The following is an 18,030-nucleotide window of genomic DNA, read 5'->3' as shown; positions in this document are numbered from 1 at the left end:
ACTGTTGATTAGTGAGGTTTTTATTCTAATTTTTAAAAATCAATATTATTTTCCAAGGAATTCAATGGCTTTTCCAACAAATGTATCATGATACTGATAGAAAGAAGCATGCCCTGAATCCGGGAAAATTACCAGTTCCGCATGGTCTAAATGCTGAGCCATATTTTTCGCATTCTGAACAGATACCGGAAGATCGTTTTCACCATGAACAATCAGTACCGGATTTTTAATCTTTTGAATTTCCGTAAGGGCATCAGCATTAGGTTGAGCCCAACTCAATACAGCGGTAAACTGCGAGTTTGAAGTGGCATCACTTAAAGGAAAATCCCTATCTGTAGTTCTAAGCTGAACTCTTGCAAAAGAAGCTTTCCCCTCTGCAATGCTTTGAGCAGATTCTGTAAAACCAAATTTCAGGAAGGAAGCTTCCGGGCTTAATCCTGCTGTTCCTGCAATAATATTTGGAAGATTAGATAATCCTATGGCTCCCTGCGGACCAGTACCTGTTAAAATCACTTTATTGATCAGGGATGGATTGGTCAGTACTATTCTCTGTGCAATAAATCCTCCCATAGAAAATCCCATAATATTCACTTTGGTATAATTTAAAGCTTTAATAAAATCTACAGCATCATCTGCCATCGCCTGAACAGTATTGGGCGTTGTTCCTTTTGAAGAAGCGACACCTTTATTGTCGAAAATAATGACCTGGTATTTCTTTGCCAATCCATCGGTTACTGCAGGATCCCAGTCATCCATTGAGCCTCCTAATCCCGGGAGAAGAACCAAAGGAACTCCGTCTTCTTTTCCTAAAACACGGTATGCTATGGCATTTCCTTTAACGGTTATGAATTGGGTTTTGGCAGTTTGGTGGCTGTTATTTTGTACTTCCTGCGTCGTGGGAGGCTCATTTTCTTCATTGCAGGATACGGTCACTACCATAAAAAGAGTTAAACATAATAAGCTTACGGCAGAGATTTTTCTGATTGTTTTCATTGTTGTTTATTTTTGTATGATTATGGTGCAAACATAAAACACAAAAACTCACAGAACACTCAAAAGCTTTATCAACAGGACATTTTAGCAGCCCAATTAGACATTTTAGAAGGTGAAAATAAAAAAGTGAAAAATTCAAAAAACAATTTTTAAGGTTTCTGAGCCAATCTCAATGCATAAAGGGCTTCTATGGCTTTTTCAGCATCCTTTTCAGCTACAAAAATATGATCGTGAAAATAAGCAGCCACTACATTACAGCTTATATTCTCCTTTTTCAAGGCATTGGCAAAAGCTGCAGTAAGTCCTACCGCTTCAAGAGAAGAATGAATGTTCAAGGTAATCCAGGAAGAAATATAACTATAGTCTAAAGACCATTCATCTGCAATATTTTTTTCTAAAACAATAGTCACCGCTTCAGCTTCCCGAAAGAAAAACAGAATTCTTTCAATATCCGGTATTTCACTTAAGGTTTCAACAGTACAAAATACATATTCTCCGGTATTCACTACTGGTTCCATATTCTGAATCAGTACCGCTAAGTCTTTTTCTCCTGACATCTTTTTTTGATACAAAACTAAGGCATCAATGGCAGCATTTGTTTATCATTTGATAAAAAACACAAAAAGGAGGCTGTATGCCTCCTTTTTGTGTTTGTAATGTAACCTATCACTGAACCTCACTATATGTGTTTGTGTTTTTTTCTGATCATTTGGCTTTTTTAAGAAGTCCGGTTAAGGTTATTCATACACTTCTTTAATTTCATCAGTGTTTATTAATTTTTCATCATTTGTGTTTCTATAACTACCGTTTATTATTTGTATAGTTATAATCATTTGTTGTTTTTGTGTTTGAAATTTCAGAAGTTAAAAAGCATTTCTCAGTTGCTTTTTCATTACTTAAATTTCACATTACAAAGGAACAACATTCCCAAATAAAATCCCCTATAAACCCCATCGATACATATCGACCGACTTGTAGATATTTATCGATGAAATATAATATTCTGACTCTTTGAAGTGATGATTACCTTGAAACACTATAGTTTATGATGGGTTTTGACAAGTTCTACAAGCTCAACCATATTTTCGATCTTTAGTTTTTCAAAGATATTTTTTTTGATTGTGCTTACTGTATTTTGTTTGATATTCAGACTGTTTGAAATTTCCAGGTTTCCATATCCATCAGCATAAAGTTCTGCAATCTCCATTTCTCTTTTGGTTAAAATGTTGAGTGGACTTATCAGATCCGGGTTGTATACAAACTGTACCAATAGATTTCGTAAAAGAGCAGAGAAATATTCTCCCTTCTCGATAAAGGTTGTGACTGCTTCCCTTACCTCTTCCTCTTCACTCAATTTACTCAGATAACCGTCAGCACCTGCTTTGATGAATTTAAGACCATGAAGCTCTTCTTCAAGTCCTGTAAAAATCAAAATTTTAAGATCAGGATTTACACTTTTCATCTGCGGTAAAATATGAAGACTATTTCCATCCGGGAAATGGGCATCAATGACAGCCATCTCTATTCCTTTTGATTCTATGAGCTCCAATACCTGATGTAGAGATGATGTCTGATACACTTTAGCGTTAGGAACAATATCACTAATCACAATTTCCATTCCCTGGCGTACAATGCTGTGATCGTCTGCCAGAAGGAATATAATTTCTTTATTTTGAATTGGTGTTTCCATTATTATTACTATTTAAATTGATCCTGAATGTCACTTTCGTTCCTTTATGCAATTTGCTTTCCACGGATATATCGCCATCGAAAAGTTCTACAATTTCTTTTACCAGATTAAGCCCAAGTCCCGCTCCCAGATTATCAACTTCATCAGAAACCATTCCCTGATAATAAGGATCAAAAATTTTACCAAGATCCGATTCTGATATTCCTACTCCGGTATCTCCTACCGTTGTAATCAAAGAAATTTTATTGTCTCCTAGAGACTCTGTTGACATTACGAGATCAATCTGTCCGTTTTCTGTGAATTTGTTGGCATTTCCCAGAATATTCATAAAAATCTGATTGATTCTGATATTATCCGAATACACCACTACATTTTCAGGAATTCTGTCTGTCACCACAAACCTGTTATTTCTTGTTTCCAGATAAGGAGTAATCACCTTTACAATAGAACTTATTTCATCTTTAAGATTGAAAACTGACTGTATAAGCTCTTTTTCAGCATTTTCGTTTTTGGTATATTCCAGAATCTGGTTAGACTGCAGAAGCAAAGTGCTGTTGGTAAACTTGATGGATTTAAGATAATCCTTTATCGTTTCATCTTCAGTAGTTCTGTGGATTTTATCAATGAAAATATTAATGATTTTCAAAGGAGATCTGAGATCATGACTTAGCATTCCCAGAATCCTGTTTTTGAAATTAAGGTTCTTTTTAATTTCCTTATTGGCTGCATCCAGTTTTTGTTCATAAACAAAAGCCATTCTTGTAAAATACATGATCAGAATAGAGACAATAAACATCAGAATCATCAGTCCCAATACCAGATACGTTCTGATTTTGTTATTGTTGGAGCTCTGTTCGTTGTATTCTCGTTCCAGTTCAGATTTAAAATCTTTGATGGCATTTTCGTACACTTCTATTAAGTTATTACTATACACCAAAAGCTTACTGAAATTACTGTAAAACTGTAAATTATTTTTCTGACTAAGGGCTGCAAGTAGCTGAACCTTCTTCACTTCGGCTGCATAATGCTTGTCAATAGACTTTATCGTATTGTCCATTTTGGATTTTACCTGGGAAAGATCTATGGTTTTGTTGTTGGTCATCGTAATCACCGTACTCTCCTTCTGAACATCTACTTTCCCTGTTACAGCATCTTTCAAGCGCCCAAAAAAGCCTTTCTTTTTTACAGTATCCGCATAAGTACGGGTTTGAATCTTGAAATCTTCAAAATCATTTTTATACTTGGCAGGCTCATACTGTTTATCCTCAATTTTTGCCGGTGGATTCAGGGAAGTCTGATACACTGAATCTATTAATGTTTTCAGTTTTGCCGTCTTCAAAGTATCCTGGCTATGAAGTGCCAGATTTTTTTTCAATCTTGGGCTTGTATTTTCGTATTCACCAATTTTATCAAAATTAGTCTTAAGTTTTCTCAACGACTGGAAATATAGTTGCAGATCATTATTATCCTGGGTAGCCATATATTTTTGAAGATGATCCTGTGCATCCATGAAATCTTTCCTGGAATTATCAGTCAATCCTCCCAATGCACGGCTTTCCTCAAGCTGATCTTTAATAAACTTCAGCTTCTTCCCGTTGACAAATTCATTGTAGAAAAATATGGCAATAATGACCTGTATCAATAAAATACAAAGGATCAAAGAGTAATGAACAAGTTTTCTCAATTTAAAATTTAAGAATTTATTTTTCATATTTGTTTATCAGTTAAATTAATTTCCTGATGACATAAGTCCATTAGATATTAGCCTTTAACAATATAGCATTATTTTCAATAATTTCATAATAAGCATATATCATTCAATTGGCAAAGTTAAAGTAATTTTTGTCTTCTTATAATAATGAATATTTGATTAAACTCACAGAATTTATTTTTTTTTACTATTAAAACGCTTTGTAAACACTCAGTTTTATGTATGTAAATCTATTTTTTTAGATCAATTGCAAAAAGTTGAGGTTCAGTAAAATATTATTTTTCTGTTCATTTTATTACAAATAGTAAACAATAAGTCAAAAAAATGAACAGATAATTCATAGACCATTAATTCCATACCCTCTTTATAATTGCTGAATAACCTTCCGGAAATGGATTTCCTATCATTCCGTATTTCTACTCAATACAATATTTGGTTATTTACACTCTAAGAACTTATTCCCTCTTCTTTGTTACTTTGAAATGCTTATTAACAGTGACAATATTCAATGGAAAACCAGAATATTCACATGTACCGGAAGATTCGTCTCTACACTTAAACTATCGTAGCAAATAAGGTTCGGAGAGTATTAAAAATCAGTAATGATGGTACATTTCTTCATATTGATGTCTTTACTTTTCTGTATCTCTTCTTACGATTATAAAACATAAAAACAAATAACCTATGATTACAGAAAATTACGACGTAATCGTCATTGGCGGAGGAGCAATAGGACTTGCTACGGCTTATCATCTCGGCCAGCGTCAGGCTAAGACTTTAGTATTGGAACAATATACTTTTGTGAATCAGTTGGGCAGCTCTGCAGGGGTATCACGTCAGTTCCGGATTCCTTATCCGGATGAATATATGGTACAAATGGCTCTGGATGCACAGCCTTATTGGGATGAACTGCAGAAAAAGACAGATGCCCAATTGCTTGATAAGGTAGGAACCCTATGGTTTGGAGATCCTGAAGTACACTCCACTGAAGGAAATATTGCTGAAGCAGAAAAAGCCTTACAAGCTTTAGGAGTTCCTTATACTACTTTAACATCAAAGGAGATTGAAGAGCAGTATCATTTCAAAAACTTGCCGGATAATTATACAGGATTATTTCAACCCGATGGTGCCAGTATCAATTTTAAAGCAACTATTGAAACACTTTTAGATCTTTGTCAAAAGGAAGAAACCGTAGAGTTAAGAGAAGATTCTCCGGTGCTTGAGATCAAACAAAACGGTGATCTTTTCGAGCTTACTACTCCTAATGGTATTTATATCGCCAAAAAGCTGGCCATCATTCCCGGACCTTATATCAACAGTGTGATCAATCTGCTTGATTTTAAAATAGAAGCCACTTACTGGAATATGTCTTCTGCTTATTTTAAAAAGACCGACCCAACTATACAATATCCAACATGGTTTGTATTTCAGAATGCAAGCGGAGAAAACGGGAATCAATTCTACGGATTTCCTTCCGTGGGATGGGATCATCCGGAGTACATCCGTGTAGCACCGGATTTTGTGATCAAACCCTTGGAAGAACCAAGCGACAGAACATTAATCCCGAATCCCCAGGAACTGGCCTACACTTCTGAATGGATAAAAAACCATATGACTGGCCTCAGCATTGTTCCGGAGTATACTTCAACATGCCTTATCGCTTTGAGCACAATCCCCAATAAAGAACTGCTGATTGATTTTGCTCCATCTTATGTTCCCAACCACAAAAACATTGTGGTGTACGCTACCGGATGGGCAGCCAAATTCACTCCTTTCCTAGGAAAAATCATGTCGGATCTTGCATTGGACGGACATACAGATTTCGATATTACACCCTTCCGATTAGGATATAAATATTTCTTAGCACTTTAAAATTATAGAACCATGAATCAAGAAAACGTAAATAAAAATACACCGCTGTATCCGGGAATGCAGCCCGATCTGAAAGTAGAAGTAGCCATCATCGGTGCAGGAACTTCAGGATTATACACCGCTTTCCGTTTGGTAACAGATAATAAATACAAAGCTCATGAAGTACAGATCTTCGATATGAGTGACAAATTAGGTGGAAGACTTGAATCCGTAATTATGCCGGGAATGAATTTCTGGGGTGAGCTCGGAGGAATGCGCTATCTGACTTCTCAGGAAATTGTAACAACACTGATTGAAGGTTATCCTTTAACAGAAAAAGATCTGAGCAAAAGAAGCCAGGTTCTGAAAGATAAAATGACTCCTATCCCTTTCCATATGGGAGAACCTGAGAAACTGTTGATGTACATCAGAAAAGAACGTTTCAAACAAAATGCATGGACAGAAGAACAGAAACAAGGCAATAAACTGATTACACGCTATTATCTGAATGAAAATGATGAAGGTTTCAGCTCTGATCAGCTATTCAACAAAATTATCTATAATGTCTTAATGGCAGATCCATGGGTAGCTGAAACCTATAAAAACCTGATTATTGCTGACCCTAATGGTTATGACTATACATTCAAACTAACCAGCCGCGACTGGGATGCTATAAAACCAAGAATGGTTTACAACTTCCCTAGTTCTCCTTATGATAAACGCCTGGTAAACGATATTGGTTTCTGGAACTTAATCAAAGACCAGGTTTCTCAGGAGGGGTATGAATTCTTAGCCAATGCCGGCGGCTATTATTCCAATACCATCAACTGGAATTCTGCAGAAGCTTTTCCGTATATGGTTGGAGATTTCTCTGCTGATACTACCTACAAAACCATTGAGGAAGGCTATGACAGTATTGCCTATGCAGTAGCCAACACTTATATGGAATATGAAGGAGCACGCATCTGGTCAGAAAACAAACTGATTACTTTCACCAAAGACCATCACTTGACCGCTACTCATAAATATGAATTAACTTTTCTGAATATACAAAGTAACGAAACATGGAAAGTTTACGCCAATTCAATCGTATTGGGTATGCCAAGAAAATCACTTGAACTTCTGGATCAGAACAACTTCTTTTTTGACGCCAGCAGACACCAGAAACTGAACGAAAATATGCGCTCTATCATTATGGAGCCCGCATTTAAAATCCTCATGGGCTTCGAAGGCCCGTGGTGGCGAGAAGATCTGGAAATAGATTCCGGGCATTCTATCACAGACTTACCGATGAGACAATGCTATTATTTCGGTACCGATACTGAAACCAAAAACTCAATGTTATTAGGAAGCTACGGAGATATGGAAACAGAAACATTCTGGAAAGCGCTTTCTGATGACAAAGTTCTGTTTAAAGTAAGAGCTGCCAGATCTGCCTCATTAGAAGAATTGCATAAGTTCGATGATGTTCAGGCTACAGAATTCATGGTGAATGAATTGATGAATCAGCTGAAGGAATTACATGGGATAGATATTCCACAACCCTATGTAACGTATTTCAGAGACTGGACAGATGACCCTTACGGTGCAGGATACCATGCATGGAAAGCAGGTTTTTCCGTAAAAGATGTAATGCCTTATATGAGAAAACCGCTTATAGATGAGCAGATTCATATTATCGGGGAGGCTTATTCCGACCAACAAGGATGGGTGGAAGGTGCTTTCTGTGAAGCAGAAAAAATGCTCCAGACCCATTATAAATTAGACTGGCCGTACTGGCTGGATCCTGATTATTATTTAGGATGGTAATCTTAAATACATAATAGTAAGATGATGTGTATAGATAAAGCTCCGGAGTATTTCGGAGCTTTATTATTTCCTTATTTACAGTAAATCATTGCACGGACAATCTTCTGTAAGATCTTCTATGACACTGTTTTAAATACAATTAATAATTTTAACTCAATACTTTTATGATGGTACTTATTAATTTATTACATTTGCATAACTAGTTATATAATTGGTTATTTTATAATAGTTATATAAAGTACAGGAATTTAGTGTAAAACAAAAAACATAAAAATGTCAGTTCATAAAGACGATAAGAAAAAGATTACCACGCTTCAATTAAAAAAAATGAAGGAGCAAGGCGAAAAAATAAGTGTTTTGACGGCTTATGACTATACAACCGCAAAAATCATTGATGAAGCAGGAATTGATGTAATCATTGTGGGAGATAGTGCATCCAATACAATGATTGGAAATCCAACGACTTTAAGCATCACCTTGGATCAAATGATCTATTACACAAAATCAGTAGTGAATGGTACCAAAAGAGCTTTGGTGATCGCTGATATGCCATTTGGGACCGTGTCTGGAAATCCCTTGAAATCTCTTGATGCAGCTATCCGCATGATGCAGGAAACTGGTGCAGATGCTATTAAAATTGAAGGTGGTGCAGAAATCAGGGAGGATGTAAAAAAAATAATTGATGCCGGTATTCCTGTAATGGCTCATTTAGGGTTAATGCCTCAATCCATCAATAAATATGGAACGTATGCTGTAAGAGGAAAAGATGAAGACGAAGCAAAAAAACTGGTAGAAGATTGCCATTTAATGGAAGAATTAGGAGCATTTGGAATACTGCTTGAAAAAATACCTGCTGATCTTGCTGCTCAAATTTCTCAACAAATTTCTATCCCGACAATAGGAATCGGTGCCGGTGTGAGTACAGACGGACAGGTACTGGTCATACAGGATGTAATGGGAATGAATAAAGATTTTTCACCCAAATTTTTAAGGCGATACGCAGATCTGCACACCGTAATGACAGAAGCTACACAGAATTACATAGATGATGTAAAAACAATGAATTTCCCTGCCAAAACTGAGAGTTATTAATAAAAAATCTTGAAATATGGACTTATTCAACAGAACAGGTAAAATGGCGTTAGGTAGCAGGCTCCGTTTGCTTACAGCAAAAGTGACTGAAGATGCCACTAAAATTTATGAGTTGTATAATGTAGAAAACTTTTCACCCAAATGGTTTCCTGTATTTTTTGTATTGCATGAAGAAAGCAATCAAACCATTACTGAGATTGCCGAACAAATTGGACACTCTCAACCTTCAGTAACAAAAATTATCAAGGAAATGCTGAAGGCAGGATTGGTTGAGGATAATCTGAAATCAAGTGATAAGAGAAGAAATATTGTAGGCTTAACTGCGGAAGGGAAACAGATCGCAGAGAAAATGGTAACAATACAATGTGCAGATATAGATCTTGCTATTGACGGAATTATTGAAGAAGCTACACACAATCTCTGGGAAGCACTTGCAGAATGGGAACATCTTTTTGAACAGAAATCCTTGCTTTCAAGAGTAAAGGAACAGAAAAAGACCCGCGAAAGTAAAAACGTAAAAATCGTTGATTATAATCCGAAATACCAATCTGTATTCAAAGCACTTAATGAAGAATGGATCTCCGCTTATTTTAAAATGGAAGACGCCGACTATAAAGCATTGGATAACCCTGAAGAATATATCTTAAATAAAGGAGGGAAAATACTTATCGCCCTCTATAATGATGAACCGCTTGGGGTCTGTGCTCTCATCAAAATGGAAGATCCTGATTATGATTTTGAGCTGGCAAAAATGGCTGTTTCTCCAAAAGCACAGGGAAAAAACATAGGCTGGCTGCTGGGACAGGCAATCATCAACACAGCCAAAGAATCCGGTGCATCAAAAATATATCTCGAAAGTAATACCATGCTGAAGCCCGCCATTAACCTGTATTATAAACTGGGATTCCAAAAAGTATCCGGTCGCACAACACCTTATCAGCGCTGTAACATTCAAATGGAATTATCTCTAAAAAATTAAGATATGTACGATAAAAAAGTAGCCATTGTCATTAAAGATGATCTCTTGCCATGGCAAAAACTGAATGTTGTTTCTTTTCTGGCGGGAAGCATTGCTATTGAATTTCCGGAAACTCATGGTGAAAAATTCGTAACTGCGGATCAGGAGGAATTTTTAGCTTTTATAAAACATCCTACCCTCATCTATAAAGCAGACAATACAGAAAAACTTCAGCGCGCATTCCGCCGCTCAAGAGACCGTGAACTGTCCATTGGAGTTTATACCCAAGAGCTTTTTGCTACCCGCTCCGGTGAAGAAAATGTTCTGGAGATCGCAAAACATCCTGTAGACCATCTGGATCTTGTGGGGATTATCATGTATGGTGAGAATAAAAAAGTAGATAAAGCGCTGGATGGATTAAAATTTCATGAATAAAAATCAATCATCATGTACAATAAAATAAAACAAAGCTTTGACAAGCAGGGAATCATGAAAACAATTGGTGCCCAATTAGAAGAAGTTCAGCAGGGACAGGTGAAAATTACCTGCAAATTTTCTGAAAACCTAACCCAGCACAACGGCTTTTTTCATGCAGGCGTTCTCACAACTATTGTAGACAGCGCCTGCGGATATGCAGCTCTAACCACAATGCCTGAAAATGCCAATGTATTGACTGTAGAGTTCAAAGTTAATTTTATGAAGCCAGCCAATACGGATAAGCTTGTTGCCATTGGAAAAGTTTTACAGGCAGGAAGAACCCTTACCATCTGTGAAGGATATGTCTATGATCAAAAAGAGGAAAAACTCATTGCAAAAATGACCGCAACCATGATTGCTATTCATTCATAAAACAAATTTTCTCCCATAACATTTAAAATGCACAAATCTTTATTTGTGCATTTTCAGTATAAATAAATGATGTAGAAGGTTTTTTAACCCCACAAAAACAGCAAGCTATTATATTCTTATTCCATATCACCATCATTAGTATTTTCTATTTTTCTAAGGAAATCTTGCCATGATATTTTCCTAACTTTTCAGTTTGAAACGAAATAAAGAATGCTTCAGACAATTCATTACATTTTCTGAAATATTCAATAGCAAATAACTGCAAAACCTCTTTATCATCTTATGACAGATAAAAATTTTAATCAGGGAAAAGGATTTATATTCAGTAAACATGTGCCGGAGGAATTATCACATTTTGACCGCGTCTTTGATGTTTTCAAAGATTTGCTTACCCACACCTCTGGAGATATTGAAGAAGCTTTCGAGTGGCTGGACATGCTTGATCAGGAATATGATATTTTCAGTGATGAATACACCCTTCAGGATTTTGAAGAAGATCTGAAAAAACGAGGCTATATCAGGGAAGAAGATCCTGAAGAAGGCAATACGGGAAGTGGAAAAGGTAAAAATATATTAACACCTAAGCTTGAAGCTGCGCTTCGTGAATATGCACTGGATCAGATTTTTGGAAAACTAAAGAAAAACGGAGCAGGAAATCACCGTACCAACAAAACAGGAATTGGGGATGAAAGAGATGGAGAAAACCGTTCCTTCCAATACGGAGATGATCTTGCTGCCGTGAATATGACAGAAAGCCTGAAAAATGCACAGATCAACAACGGAATCTCAGACCTTCGCCTGACAGAACAAGACCTCATCGTAGAAGAAACCAAACATAAGGCACAAATGAGTACCGTTCTGATGATTGACATCAGCCACTCTATGATCCTGTACGGTGAAGACCGGATTACACCAGCCAAAAAGGTAGCCATGGCTCTCGTGGAATTGATCAAACGCAAATATCCAAAAGATTCCATTGATATCATTGTTTTTGGAAACGAAGCCTGGCCTATTAAGATCAAAGACCTTCCCTATCTGAAAGTAGGACCTTATCATACCAATACCGTAGCCGGACTTGAGCTGGCCATGGATATTCTCCGCAGAAAAAGAAATACCAACAAACAGATTTTTATGATCACCGATGGAAAACCCAGTTGCATTCAGCTTCCCAGTGGTGAATTCTATATGAACAGCTTTGGCCTGGATGAAAAAATTGTGAACCAATGTTTCAACAGAGCAGCACAGGCAAGAAAACTGAAAATTCCTATCACTACCTTTATGATTGCCCAGGATCCTTATCTGCGTCAGTTTGTGGAGGAATTCACAGCTCAAAACAAAGGAAAAGCATTCCTGACCGGATTATCAGGTTTGGGACAGATGATTTTTGAAGATTACGAAAAAAACAGAATAAGAAGAATATAAAGATCAGATTTTAAATGACTTAACATACAAACCTGGTCAGATAACATAGTATTACAAGACAATGAAAAACGATATTACATTCAAAGAATTAAAAAAATCCGGTTATACTCATAAAACGATTAATGAGGAAATTCAAGCTAATTTAATTGCCAGAATTAAAGCTAAAAAACCTGTATTTGAAGGACTTTGGGGTTATGAAGACACGGTAGTTCCCCAATTGAAAAAAGCAATTCTTGCCGGTCACCACATCAACTTGCTGGGCTTACGCGGCCAGGCAAAAACCAGAATTGCAAGAAGTATGGTTAATCTGCTTGATGAATATATGCCCATCGTAAAGGGATCCGAAATTAATGATAGTCCTTTTTATCCGATTTCAAAGTTTGCCAAAGATCTGCTTGCTGAATTAGGTGATGAAACTCCAATTTCGTGGGTACACCGTTCTCATCGTTTCTACGAAAAACTGGCCACTCCTGACGTGAATGTTGCAGATTTAATTGGTGATATAGACCCTATCAAAGCGGCTACGCTGAAACTACCTTATTCCGATGAACGTGTTTTACATTACGGAATGATTCCTCGTGCCAACCGTTCTATTTTTGTTTTGAACGAATTGCCGGATCTGCAGGCCAGAATCCAGGTTTCCCTGTTTAATATTTTGCAGGAAGGAGATATTCAGATCCGAGGATTCCAGCTGAGAATGCCACTTGATATTCAGTTTGTTTTCACAGCTAACCCGGAAGATTATACCAACAGAGGAAGTATTGTAACTCCGTTGAAAGACAGAATCGGATCTCAGATCTTTACCCATTATCCAAAAACCATTGCTCTTGCAAGACAGATTACAGAGCAGGAAGCATTGATTTCTGCTGAAGATAAAGCCCAGATTCAGATTCCTGATCTGGCGAAAGATCTTTTGGAAGAGGTTGCTTTTGCAGCCCGTATCAGCGAATATGTGGATGCGAAAAGCGGAGTCAGTGCCCGTCTTACCATCAGTGCTATGGAAAATTTAATCGCAGCAGCGAAACTACGTTTGATTGAATCCGGTGCAGAAAAAACCACTGTACGCCTGCTTGATTTTATGTCGATCATTCCATCAATCACAGGAAAAATTGAACTGGTATATGAAGGTGAACAGGAAGGAGCTGATTATGTAGCCAAAATCTTAATTGATAAAGCCGTCATCACCCAATTTGAAAGCCTCTTCCCACGTATTTCAAAACTGGAAAAAGAAGGAATCAAAACACCGTACACTGACCTGATCAGGTGGTTCAACAAAAATCATTTAGAACTTAATTACAATGATACAGATGAAGAATTTTATGCTAAACTTGATAAGATATTACCTCTGACAACTGTAGTGGAAGAAAATACTTCAGAATTGAGCAAAGAAGACCAGAATTTCTGCAAAGAACTTATATTATGGGCATTAACTATCAATAATAAAATTGACAAATCTGAAAATCAGAATGCATTCACTTTTGATTCTCCCGGGATCGGTCAATTCTTACGTAACTAAAAATCAGTAAAATAATATAAAAGTAAAACCTTCAGTTCATCTGAAGGTTTTTATTTTTTAAGAAACAAAATCATTTTATACCAGATTGTCATTTTTAAGCACAGCAGAGCCAAAAGGATTGTCAACCAACCATAGCCACTCTCCTTCTTCATTTCTTTTCATAACACAGGATGTATTGCCTTTCATATGAATAGGATGCCCATCCGGAGCAGCTCCTGTCATTTCCCACTGATCCTGCCACATCGCCAGATCATTTACAACTGTGATATGCGGAGTTTCACCTTGAATATCCAGTTTTAAGCAGCAAATCTCATTCATTGCCTTTTCTATCTGCTCAAGTCCTCTCCACTCTCTTCCATCGCGGTCTATATAAACTGCTTCAGGATAAAAACAGCTTAATGCTCCTTTTATATCTCCGTTTCTGATGCAATAACGAAAATAGGCTACAGCACCAGTTTCTGTTTTTCTGTTAAATTCCTGCATTATTTCATATTTCTGGCGTCCATTTCCCTTTTCAAACCTTTCTTATCTTTATTCCAGCTGTTGGCCACAAAAAAAGCAAGAAGTATGGGTAAGAAAGTAGTGAAACTAATCCCTTTGGTTATGGTACTGTAAATAGCAATTCCAGCTAATACTCCCAGGATGATAGCATTCACAACATTTCTGGCTTCAATAGTTCTTTTTTTCTCTATCAGCTCCTGATCCGTTAATTCTGACAAATCTTTTTCCATGCTTAATAGTAATTTCTTGGTTGTTTTTGTTATAACGGTAAAATTTATTGTTTTTAAATCTATTTTTACCGAAAGCTAAAATACAATATTGTCAAGATATTTTTTTATTTCTTTTATTTGTAATTTATTTCTTACTACCAGTTTCGGAAAAATTTCAATGCTTATGGAAGACAACCTGAATTGTATTTACAGAGTTATCAATTTCATGGAAAAGAATTACGACCAGCCTGTTTCTGTAAAGGAGCTGGAAGACATTTCTCATTATTCTTACCGGAATATCCAGCGTATTTTCAAGTACAGCTGTGGGGAGACAATAGGTGCTTTCCAACAAAGGCTGAAGGTAGAAAATGCCTATAAACGGATTCTTTATACTCAGGAAAATCTCACCTCCATCGCCATTGAAGTAGGTTTTGCCAATATCGCTTCTTTTTCCAAAGCCTTTAAACAACATTTTGGGATTTCCCCTAAAGTTGCAAGACAAAGTAAAGAACAGCTTCTTTGTGGAGATGCAATCATCCCTGTTACCTCAGAGGTCTTACTGGAACCCGAAATTGTATATCTGAAGCCCGTACAGGTATATTATCAGAGCATTAACACCTATTATAACAATGAAGAAATTGAAGTGTTATGGGAAAAGTTCATGGAAAATGATTTCCCTGACTCTGGGGTAGAATATTTTGGAGTTATAGCCGATGAACCTTTGATTAAAACTGAAATCAACTGCCGCTATGATTCATGCTCATCTGTTCAATCCGGAAATAAAAAGCTTCCTTCAAAAATGATATTCGGGGGTAAATATGCCCGCTTTACCCATTCCGGAAGCTACGAAACAATAGACGACACCTACACGAAGATCTACTCCCGCTGGATTTTTAATTCAGGTCTTGAGTTTTCACACACTCCCATCATTGAAAAGTATGAAAATCATGCTGAAAACGGAAACGACAAGGAAAAACAGCTGACCTATATTTTATTGCCATTGAAGTAAGTTGTCAATTTGGGACAACTTTCAAAACTTTTGCTGATCTAATTTTGCCCTGTTAAAAATAGATCAATTATGCAAAAAAAGAAAATCATGTTCCTGTTATTACCTGCTCTTCTACTTTCCTGTTCTCAAACAGATCCTATAATAGAGAATCCGGATACAGTGAACCCTGCAACAGCTCTTTATAAAATGCCGGAAGAGTCTGCAACCCATGAAGGAACCTGGCTTCAGTGGCCACACCAGTATCAATACGGAACTACCTACCGAAACCGTCTGGATGCCACCTGGGTAGCCATGACCAAAGAGCTTGTACAAAGTGAAAAAGTTCACATTATTGCTTATGACGGTGCAGAAAAGAATCGTATTGTAGGACTACTCAACACTGCAGGAGTTCCTCTTACCAATATCAACTTCAAAATTTATCCTACAGATGATTTCTGGGTAAGAGATAACGGTCCTATTTATGTAAAAGATCAGAACGGACAGTTATTTATTCAGGATTGGGGATTTAACGGATGGGGAAATAAGGCAGATTACAGTAAATGTAATGCAATTCCATCTAAAATATCAGCAGATACGAATATTCCAAAAATCAATCTTAATTCAGTCATGATTAATGAAGGAGGAAGTGTGGAAATTGACGGAAACGGAGTATTGATGGCTTGTAAAAGTTCTATCCTGAATAACAACAGAAATCCGGGGATGACGCAACAACAGGCAGAAGCCATATTTACTAAAAACCTCGGAGTTACCAAATTTATCTGGCTGAATGGAAAAGCCGGTCTGGATATCACCGACATGCATATTGACGGGTTTGCCCGATTTGCCAATTCATCTACCATTATCACAATGAATCCGGACGATCTTGCCTACTGGCAGGTTCCCAATGGAGATATTGATAAACTGTATGATGCAACCACAAAAACCGGAGCTGCCTATCAGTTTGTAAAAGTGCCTTTAACAAGAAATGATGTGATCACTACTTACGGTAAAAACGTAGGTCGTGCCTCATACATCAATTATTATATTGCCAATAACCGTGTATTGGTTCCTAATTATAATGACCCGAATGATGCAGTTGCCAACAACATTATCCAACAGCTGTATCCTGGCAAGCAGGTAGTTGGAATTGATTGTCGTAACTTATTTGCCAATGGAGGAATGGTTCATTGTGTAACCCAGCAACAGCCTCAATAAAATAATAGTCAAAATAAAGCCTGCTCATTTTCAGCAGGCTTTACTGATTCGGAGATTCTGTCATCAAAAAATAGCGTAAATTTGCTTTGTCCATCCCGAAAAAGATGGTTTTCTATTATACGTATTATGAAAAAAACAGCACTTTCTTTATTGGTTCTTCTGAATATTGTTTGCCAGGCACAAAATTTTGATGTAATTCCCTTAGGAATATATGGTGGTGAGCAGGAAGACAATTTATCTGCCTATCTGGTAGGCGCTCCGAAAGACAATGCATTTCTCTGCCTGGATGCCGGTACCGTAAATGCAGGAATCCGAAAAGCGATTGAACTAAAAAGTCTAGAAGGATCAGCAGAAACGGTTTTAAAAGATCAGATAAAAGGATATTTTGTATCCCATGGTCATCTTGATCATTTATCCGGCCTTATCATCAATTCTCCGGCTGATTCTAAGAAAGATATTTTCGCTATAGCTCCTGTGATTCAAATTTTACAGAATCATTACTTTATTACAGATACCTGGATCAATTTTGCAGATCAGGGACAGAAACCTATCCTTGGAAAATACCATTACAATGAGTTGCAGGCAGGAACTGAAATTCCCGCACCTAAAACACCTTTTTTTATAACAGGTTATGAATTGAGCCACGTAAATCCATATAAAAGCAGTGCCGCATTGGTAAGAAGAGAGAATCATTATCTGCTTTATCTTGGAGATACAGGAGCAGACCGTATAGAAAAATCTGACCGTCTGGATCAACTTTGGAATATAGCAGCTCCTCTTGTTAAAAAAAGACAGCTCAATACGATATTAATTGAAGTTTCTTTCCCCAACAGTCAGCCAGAACATCTTCTGTTTGGACATCTTACTCCTAATCTGCTGAATGAGGAATTGAGCAAACTCAAAGAAAAGACCGGACAAAGCAGCCTTGAGGGTCTCAACATCGTGGTTACTCACAGAAAACCTACAGGCGATAATCCTGAGCTTATCAAAAAGGAATTATTGAAAAACAATCCTTTAAAAGTAAATTACATCTTCCCTGAACAAGGCAAAAAGATTAGTTTACCATAACAACAAATAAAAGATGAAGCCTGTTTTTGCTTCATCTTTTTATTTCAGACATGATTCATTGAATTTTAAAACAATGACAATCAATAATTTAAATATCAAAAATTAAAATTATGAAATTTTTTCATTGCTTAATTAATTTATCATCGTAATATTGCAAT

The 18,030-nt window shown here is 36.8% G+C and carries 17 protein-coding genes; 11 read left to right on the top strand and 6 right to left on the bottom strand.

Going from position 1 to position 18,030, the window contains the following annotated elements; translation table 11 throughout:
* Positions 1 to 45 precede the first annotated feature (45 nt).
* From BUE84_RS08635 to BUE84_RS08620, 4 genes are all read right to left on the bottom strand, one after another.
* Positions 46 to 993: an alpha/beta fold hydrolase gene (locus BUE84_RS08635; protein WP_079241282.1), complete on the bottom strand. Its 948-nt coding sequence runs from the start codon at positions 991 to 993 to the stop codon at positions 46 to 48.
* A 149-nt stretch (positions 994 to 1,142) separates the two neighbouring features.
* Positions 1,143 to 1,550 carry an ACT domain-containing protein gene (locus tag BUE84_RS08630; RefSeq protein ID WP_079241281.1) on the bottom strand — a complete coding sequence of 136 codons (408 nt, stop codon included), beginning with the start codon at positions 1,548 to 1,550 and terminating at the stop codon, positions 1,143 to 1,145.
* Between the two features lie 479 nt (positions 1,551 to 2,029).
* On the bottom strand, positions 2,030 to 2,683 hold the full coding sequence (locus BUE84_RS08625) for a response regulator transcription factor (RefSeq protein ID WP_099049839.1): 654 nt from the start codon (positions 2,681 to 2,683) through the stop codon (positions 2,030 to 2,032).
* Complete coding sequence (locus BUE84_RS08620; protein WP_079241280.1) at positions 2,661 to 4,394, bottom strand: sensor histidine kinase; 1,734 nt, start codon at positions 4,392 to 4,394, stop codon at positions 2,661 to 2,663. The genes BUE84_RS08625 and BUE84_RS08620 overlap by 23 nt, the downstream gene beginning before the upstream one ends.
* Before the next feature lie 684 nt (positions 4,395 to 5,078).
* Here BUE84_RS08620 and BUE84_RS08615 point away from each other — a divergent pair.
* From BUE84_RS08615 to BUE84_RS08580, 8 genes are all read left to right on the top strand, one after another.
* Complete coding sequence (locus BUE84_RS08615) at positions 5,079 to 6,266, top strand: FAD-dependent oxidoreductase (protein ID WP_079241279.1); 1,188 nt, start codon at positions 5,079 to 5,081, stop codon at positions 6,264 to 6,266.
* 12 nt (positions 6,267 to 6,278) lie between these two features.
* Positions 6,279 to 8,054 (top strand): flavin monoamine oxidase family protein, encoded by a 1,776-nt coding sequence (locus BUE84_RS08610; RefSeq protein ID WP_079241278.1) that lies wholly within the window; start codon positions 6,279 to 6,281, stop codon positions 8,052 to 8,054.
* Positions 8,055 to 8,327: 273 nt separating this feature from the next.
* On the top strand, positions 8,328 to 9,146 hold the full coding sequence (gene panB / locus BUE84_RS08605; RefSeq protein ID WP_079241277.1) for a 3-methyl-2-oxobutanoate hydroxymethyltransferase: 819 nt from the start codon (positions 8,328 to 8,330) through the stop codon (positions 9,144 to 9,146).
* Positions 9,147 to 9,162: 16 nt separating this feature from the next.
* Positions 9,163 to 10,125, top strand: coding sequence for a helix-turn-helix domain-containing GNAT family N-acetyltransferase (locus BUE84_RS08600; protein ID WP_079241276.1), 963 nt, complete (start codon positions 9,163 to 9,165; stop codon positions 10,123 to 10,125).
* 3 nt (positions 10,126 to 10,128) lie between these two features.
* Complete coding sequence (locus tag BUE84_RS08595; protein ID WP_079241275.1) at positions 10,129 to 10,539, top strand: DUF2000 domain-containing protein; 411 nt, start codon at positions 10,129 to 10,131, stop codon at positions 10,537 to 10,539.
* A 12-nt stretch (positions 10,540 to 10,551) separates the two neighbouring features.
* Positions 10,552 to 10,953, top strand: a complete 402-nt coding sequence (locus BUE84_RS08590; protein ID WP_079241274.1) for a PaaI family thioesterase — start codon at positions 10,552 to 10,554, stop codon at positions 10,951 to 10,953.
* 282 nt (positions 10,954 to 11,235) lie between these two features.
* The gene (locus tag BUE84_RS08585; protein ID WP_079241273.1) at positions 11,236 to 12,375 is read left to right on the top strand and encodes a vWA domain-containing protein; all 1,140 of its coding nucleotides are present in this window, start codon (positions 11,236 to 11,238) and stop codon (positions 12,373 to 12,375) included.
* Positions 12,376 to 12,436: 61 nt separating this feature from the next.
* Positions 12,437 to 13,891 (top strand): sigma 54-interacting transcriptional regulator, encoded by a 1,455-nt coding sequence (locus tag BUE84_RS08580; RefSeq protein WP_079241272.1) that lies wholly within the window; start codon positions 12,437 to 12,439, stop codon positions 13,889 to 13,891.
* Positions 13,892 to 13,966: 75 nt separating this feature from the next.
* On the opposite strand, the gene BUE84_RS08575 is transcribed toward BUE84_RS08580, so the two are convergent.
* Positions 13,967 to 14,374, bottom strand: a complete 408-nt coding sequence (locus BUE84_RS08575) for a YybH family protein (protein ID WP_079241271.1) — start codon at positions 14,372 to 14,374, stop codon at positions 13,967 to 13,969.
* Positions 14,374 to 14,622 carry a hypothetical protein gene (locus BUE84_RS08570; protein WP_079241270.1) on the bottom strand — a complete coding sequence of 83 codons (249 nt, stop codon included), beginning with the start codon at positions 14,620 to 14,622 and terminating at the stop codon, positions 14,374 to 14,376. Before BUE84_RS08570 ends, BUE84_RS08575 begins: the two co-directional genes overlap by 1 nt.
* 163 nt (positions 14,623 to 14,785) lie before the next feature.
* Between BUE84_RS08570 and BUE84_RS08565 the strand changes: the two genes are divergently transcribed.
* From BUE84_RS08565 to BUE84_RS08555, 3 genes are all read left to right on the top strand, one after another.
* Complete coding sequence (locus BUE84_RS08565) at positions 14,786 to 15,610, top strand: GyrI-like domain-containing protein (protein WP_079243893.1); 825 nt, start codon at positions 14,786 to 14,788, stop codon at positions 15,608 to 15,610.
* 69 nt (positions 15,611 to 15,679) lie between these two features.
* Positions 15,680 to 16,804, top strand: a complete 1,125-nt coding sequence (locus BUE84_RS08560) for an agmatine/peptidylarginine deiminase (RefSeq protein ID WP_079241269.1) — start codon at positions 15,680 to 15,682, stop codon at positions 16,802 to 16,804.
* A gap of 126 nt (positions 16,805 to 16,930) precedes the next feature.
* Complete coding sequence (locus BUE84_RS08555; protein WP_079241268.1) at positions 16,931 to 17,872, top strand: 3',5'-cyclic-nucleotide phosphodiesterase; 942 nt, start codon at positions 16,931 to 16,933, stop codon at positions 17,870 to 17,872.
* Positions 17,873 to 18,030: the final 158 nt, after the last annotated feature.

Source organism: Chryseobacterium indologenes, from assembly GCF_002025665.1.
GTDB classification, from domain to species: domain Bacteria; phylum Bacteroidota; class Bacteroidia; order Flavobacteriales; family Weeksellaceae; genus Chryseobacterium; species Chryseobacterium metallicongregator.
The sequence above is the reverse complement of the archived record's forward strand: the minus strand, read 5'-3'. Positions and strand labels throughout refer to the sequence as shown.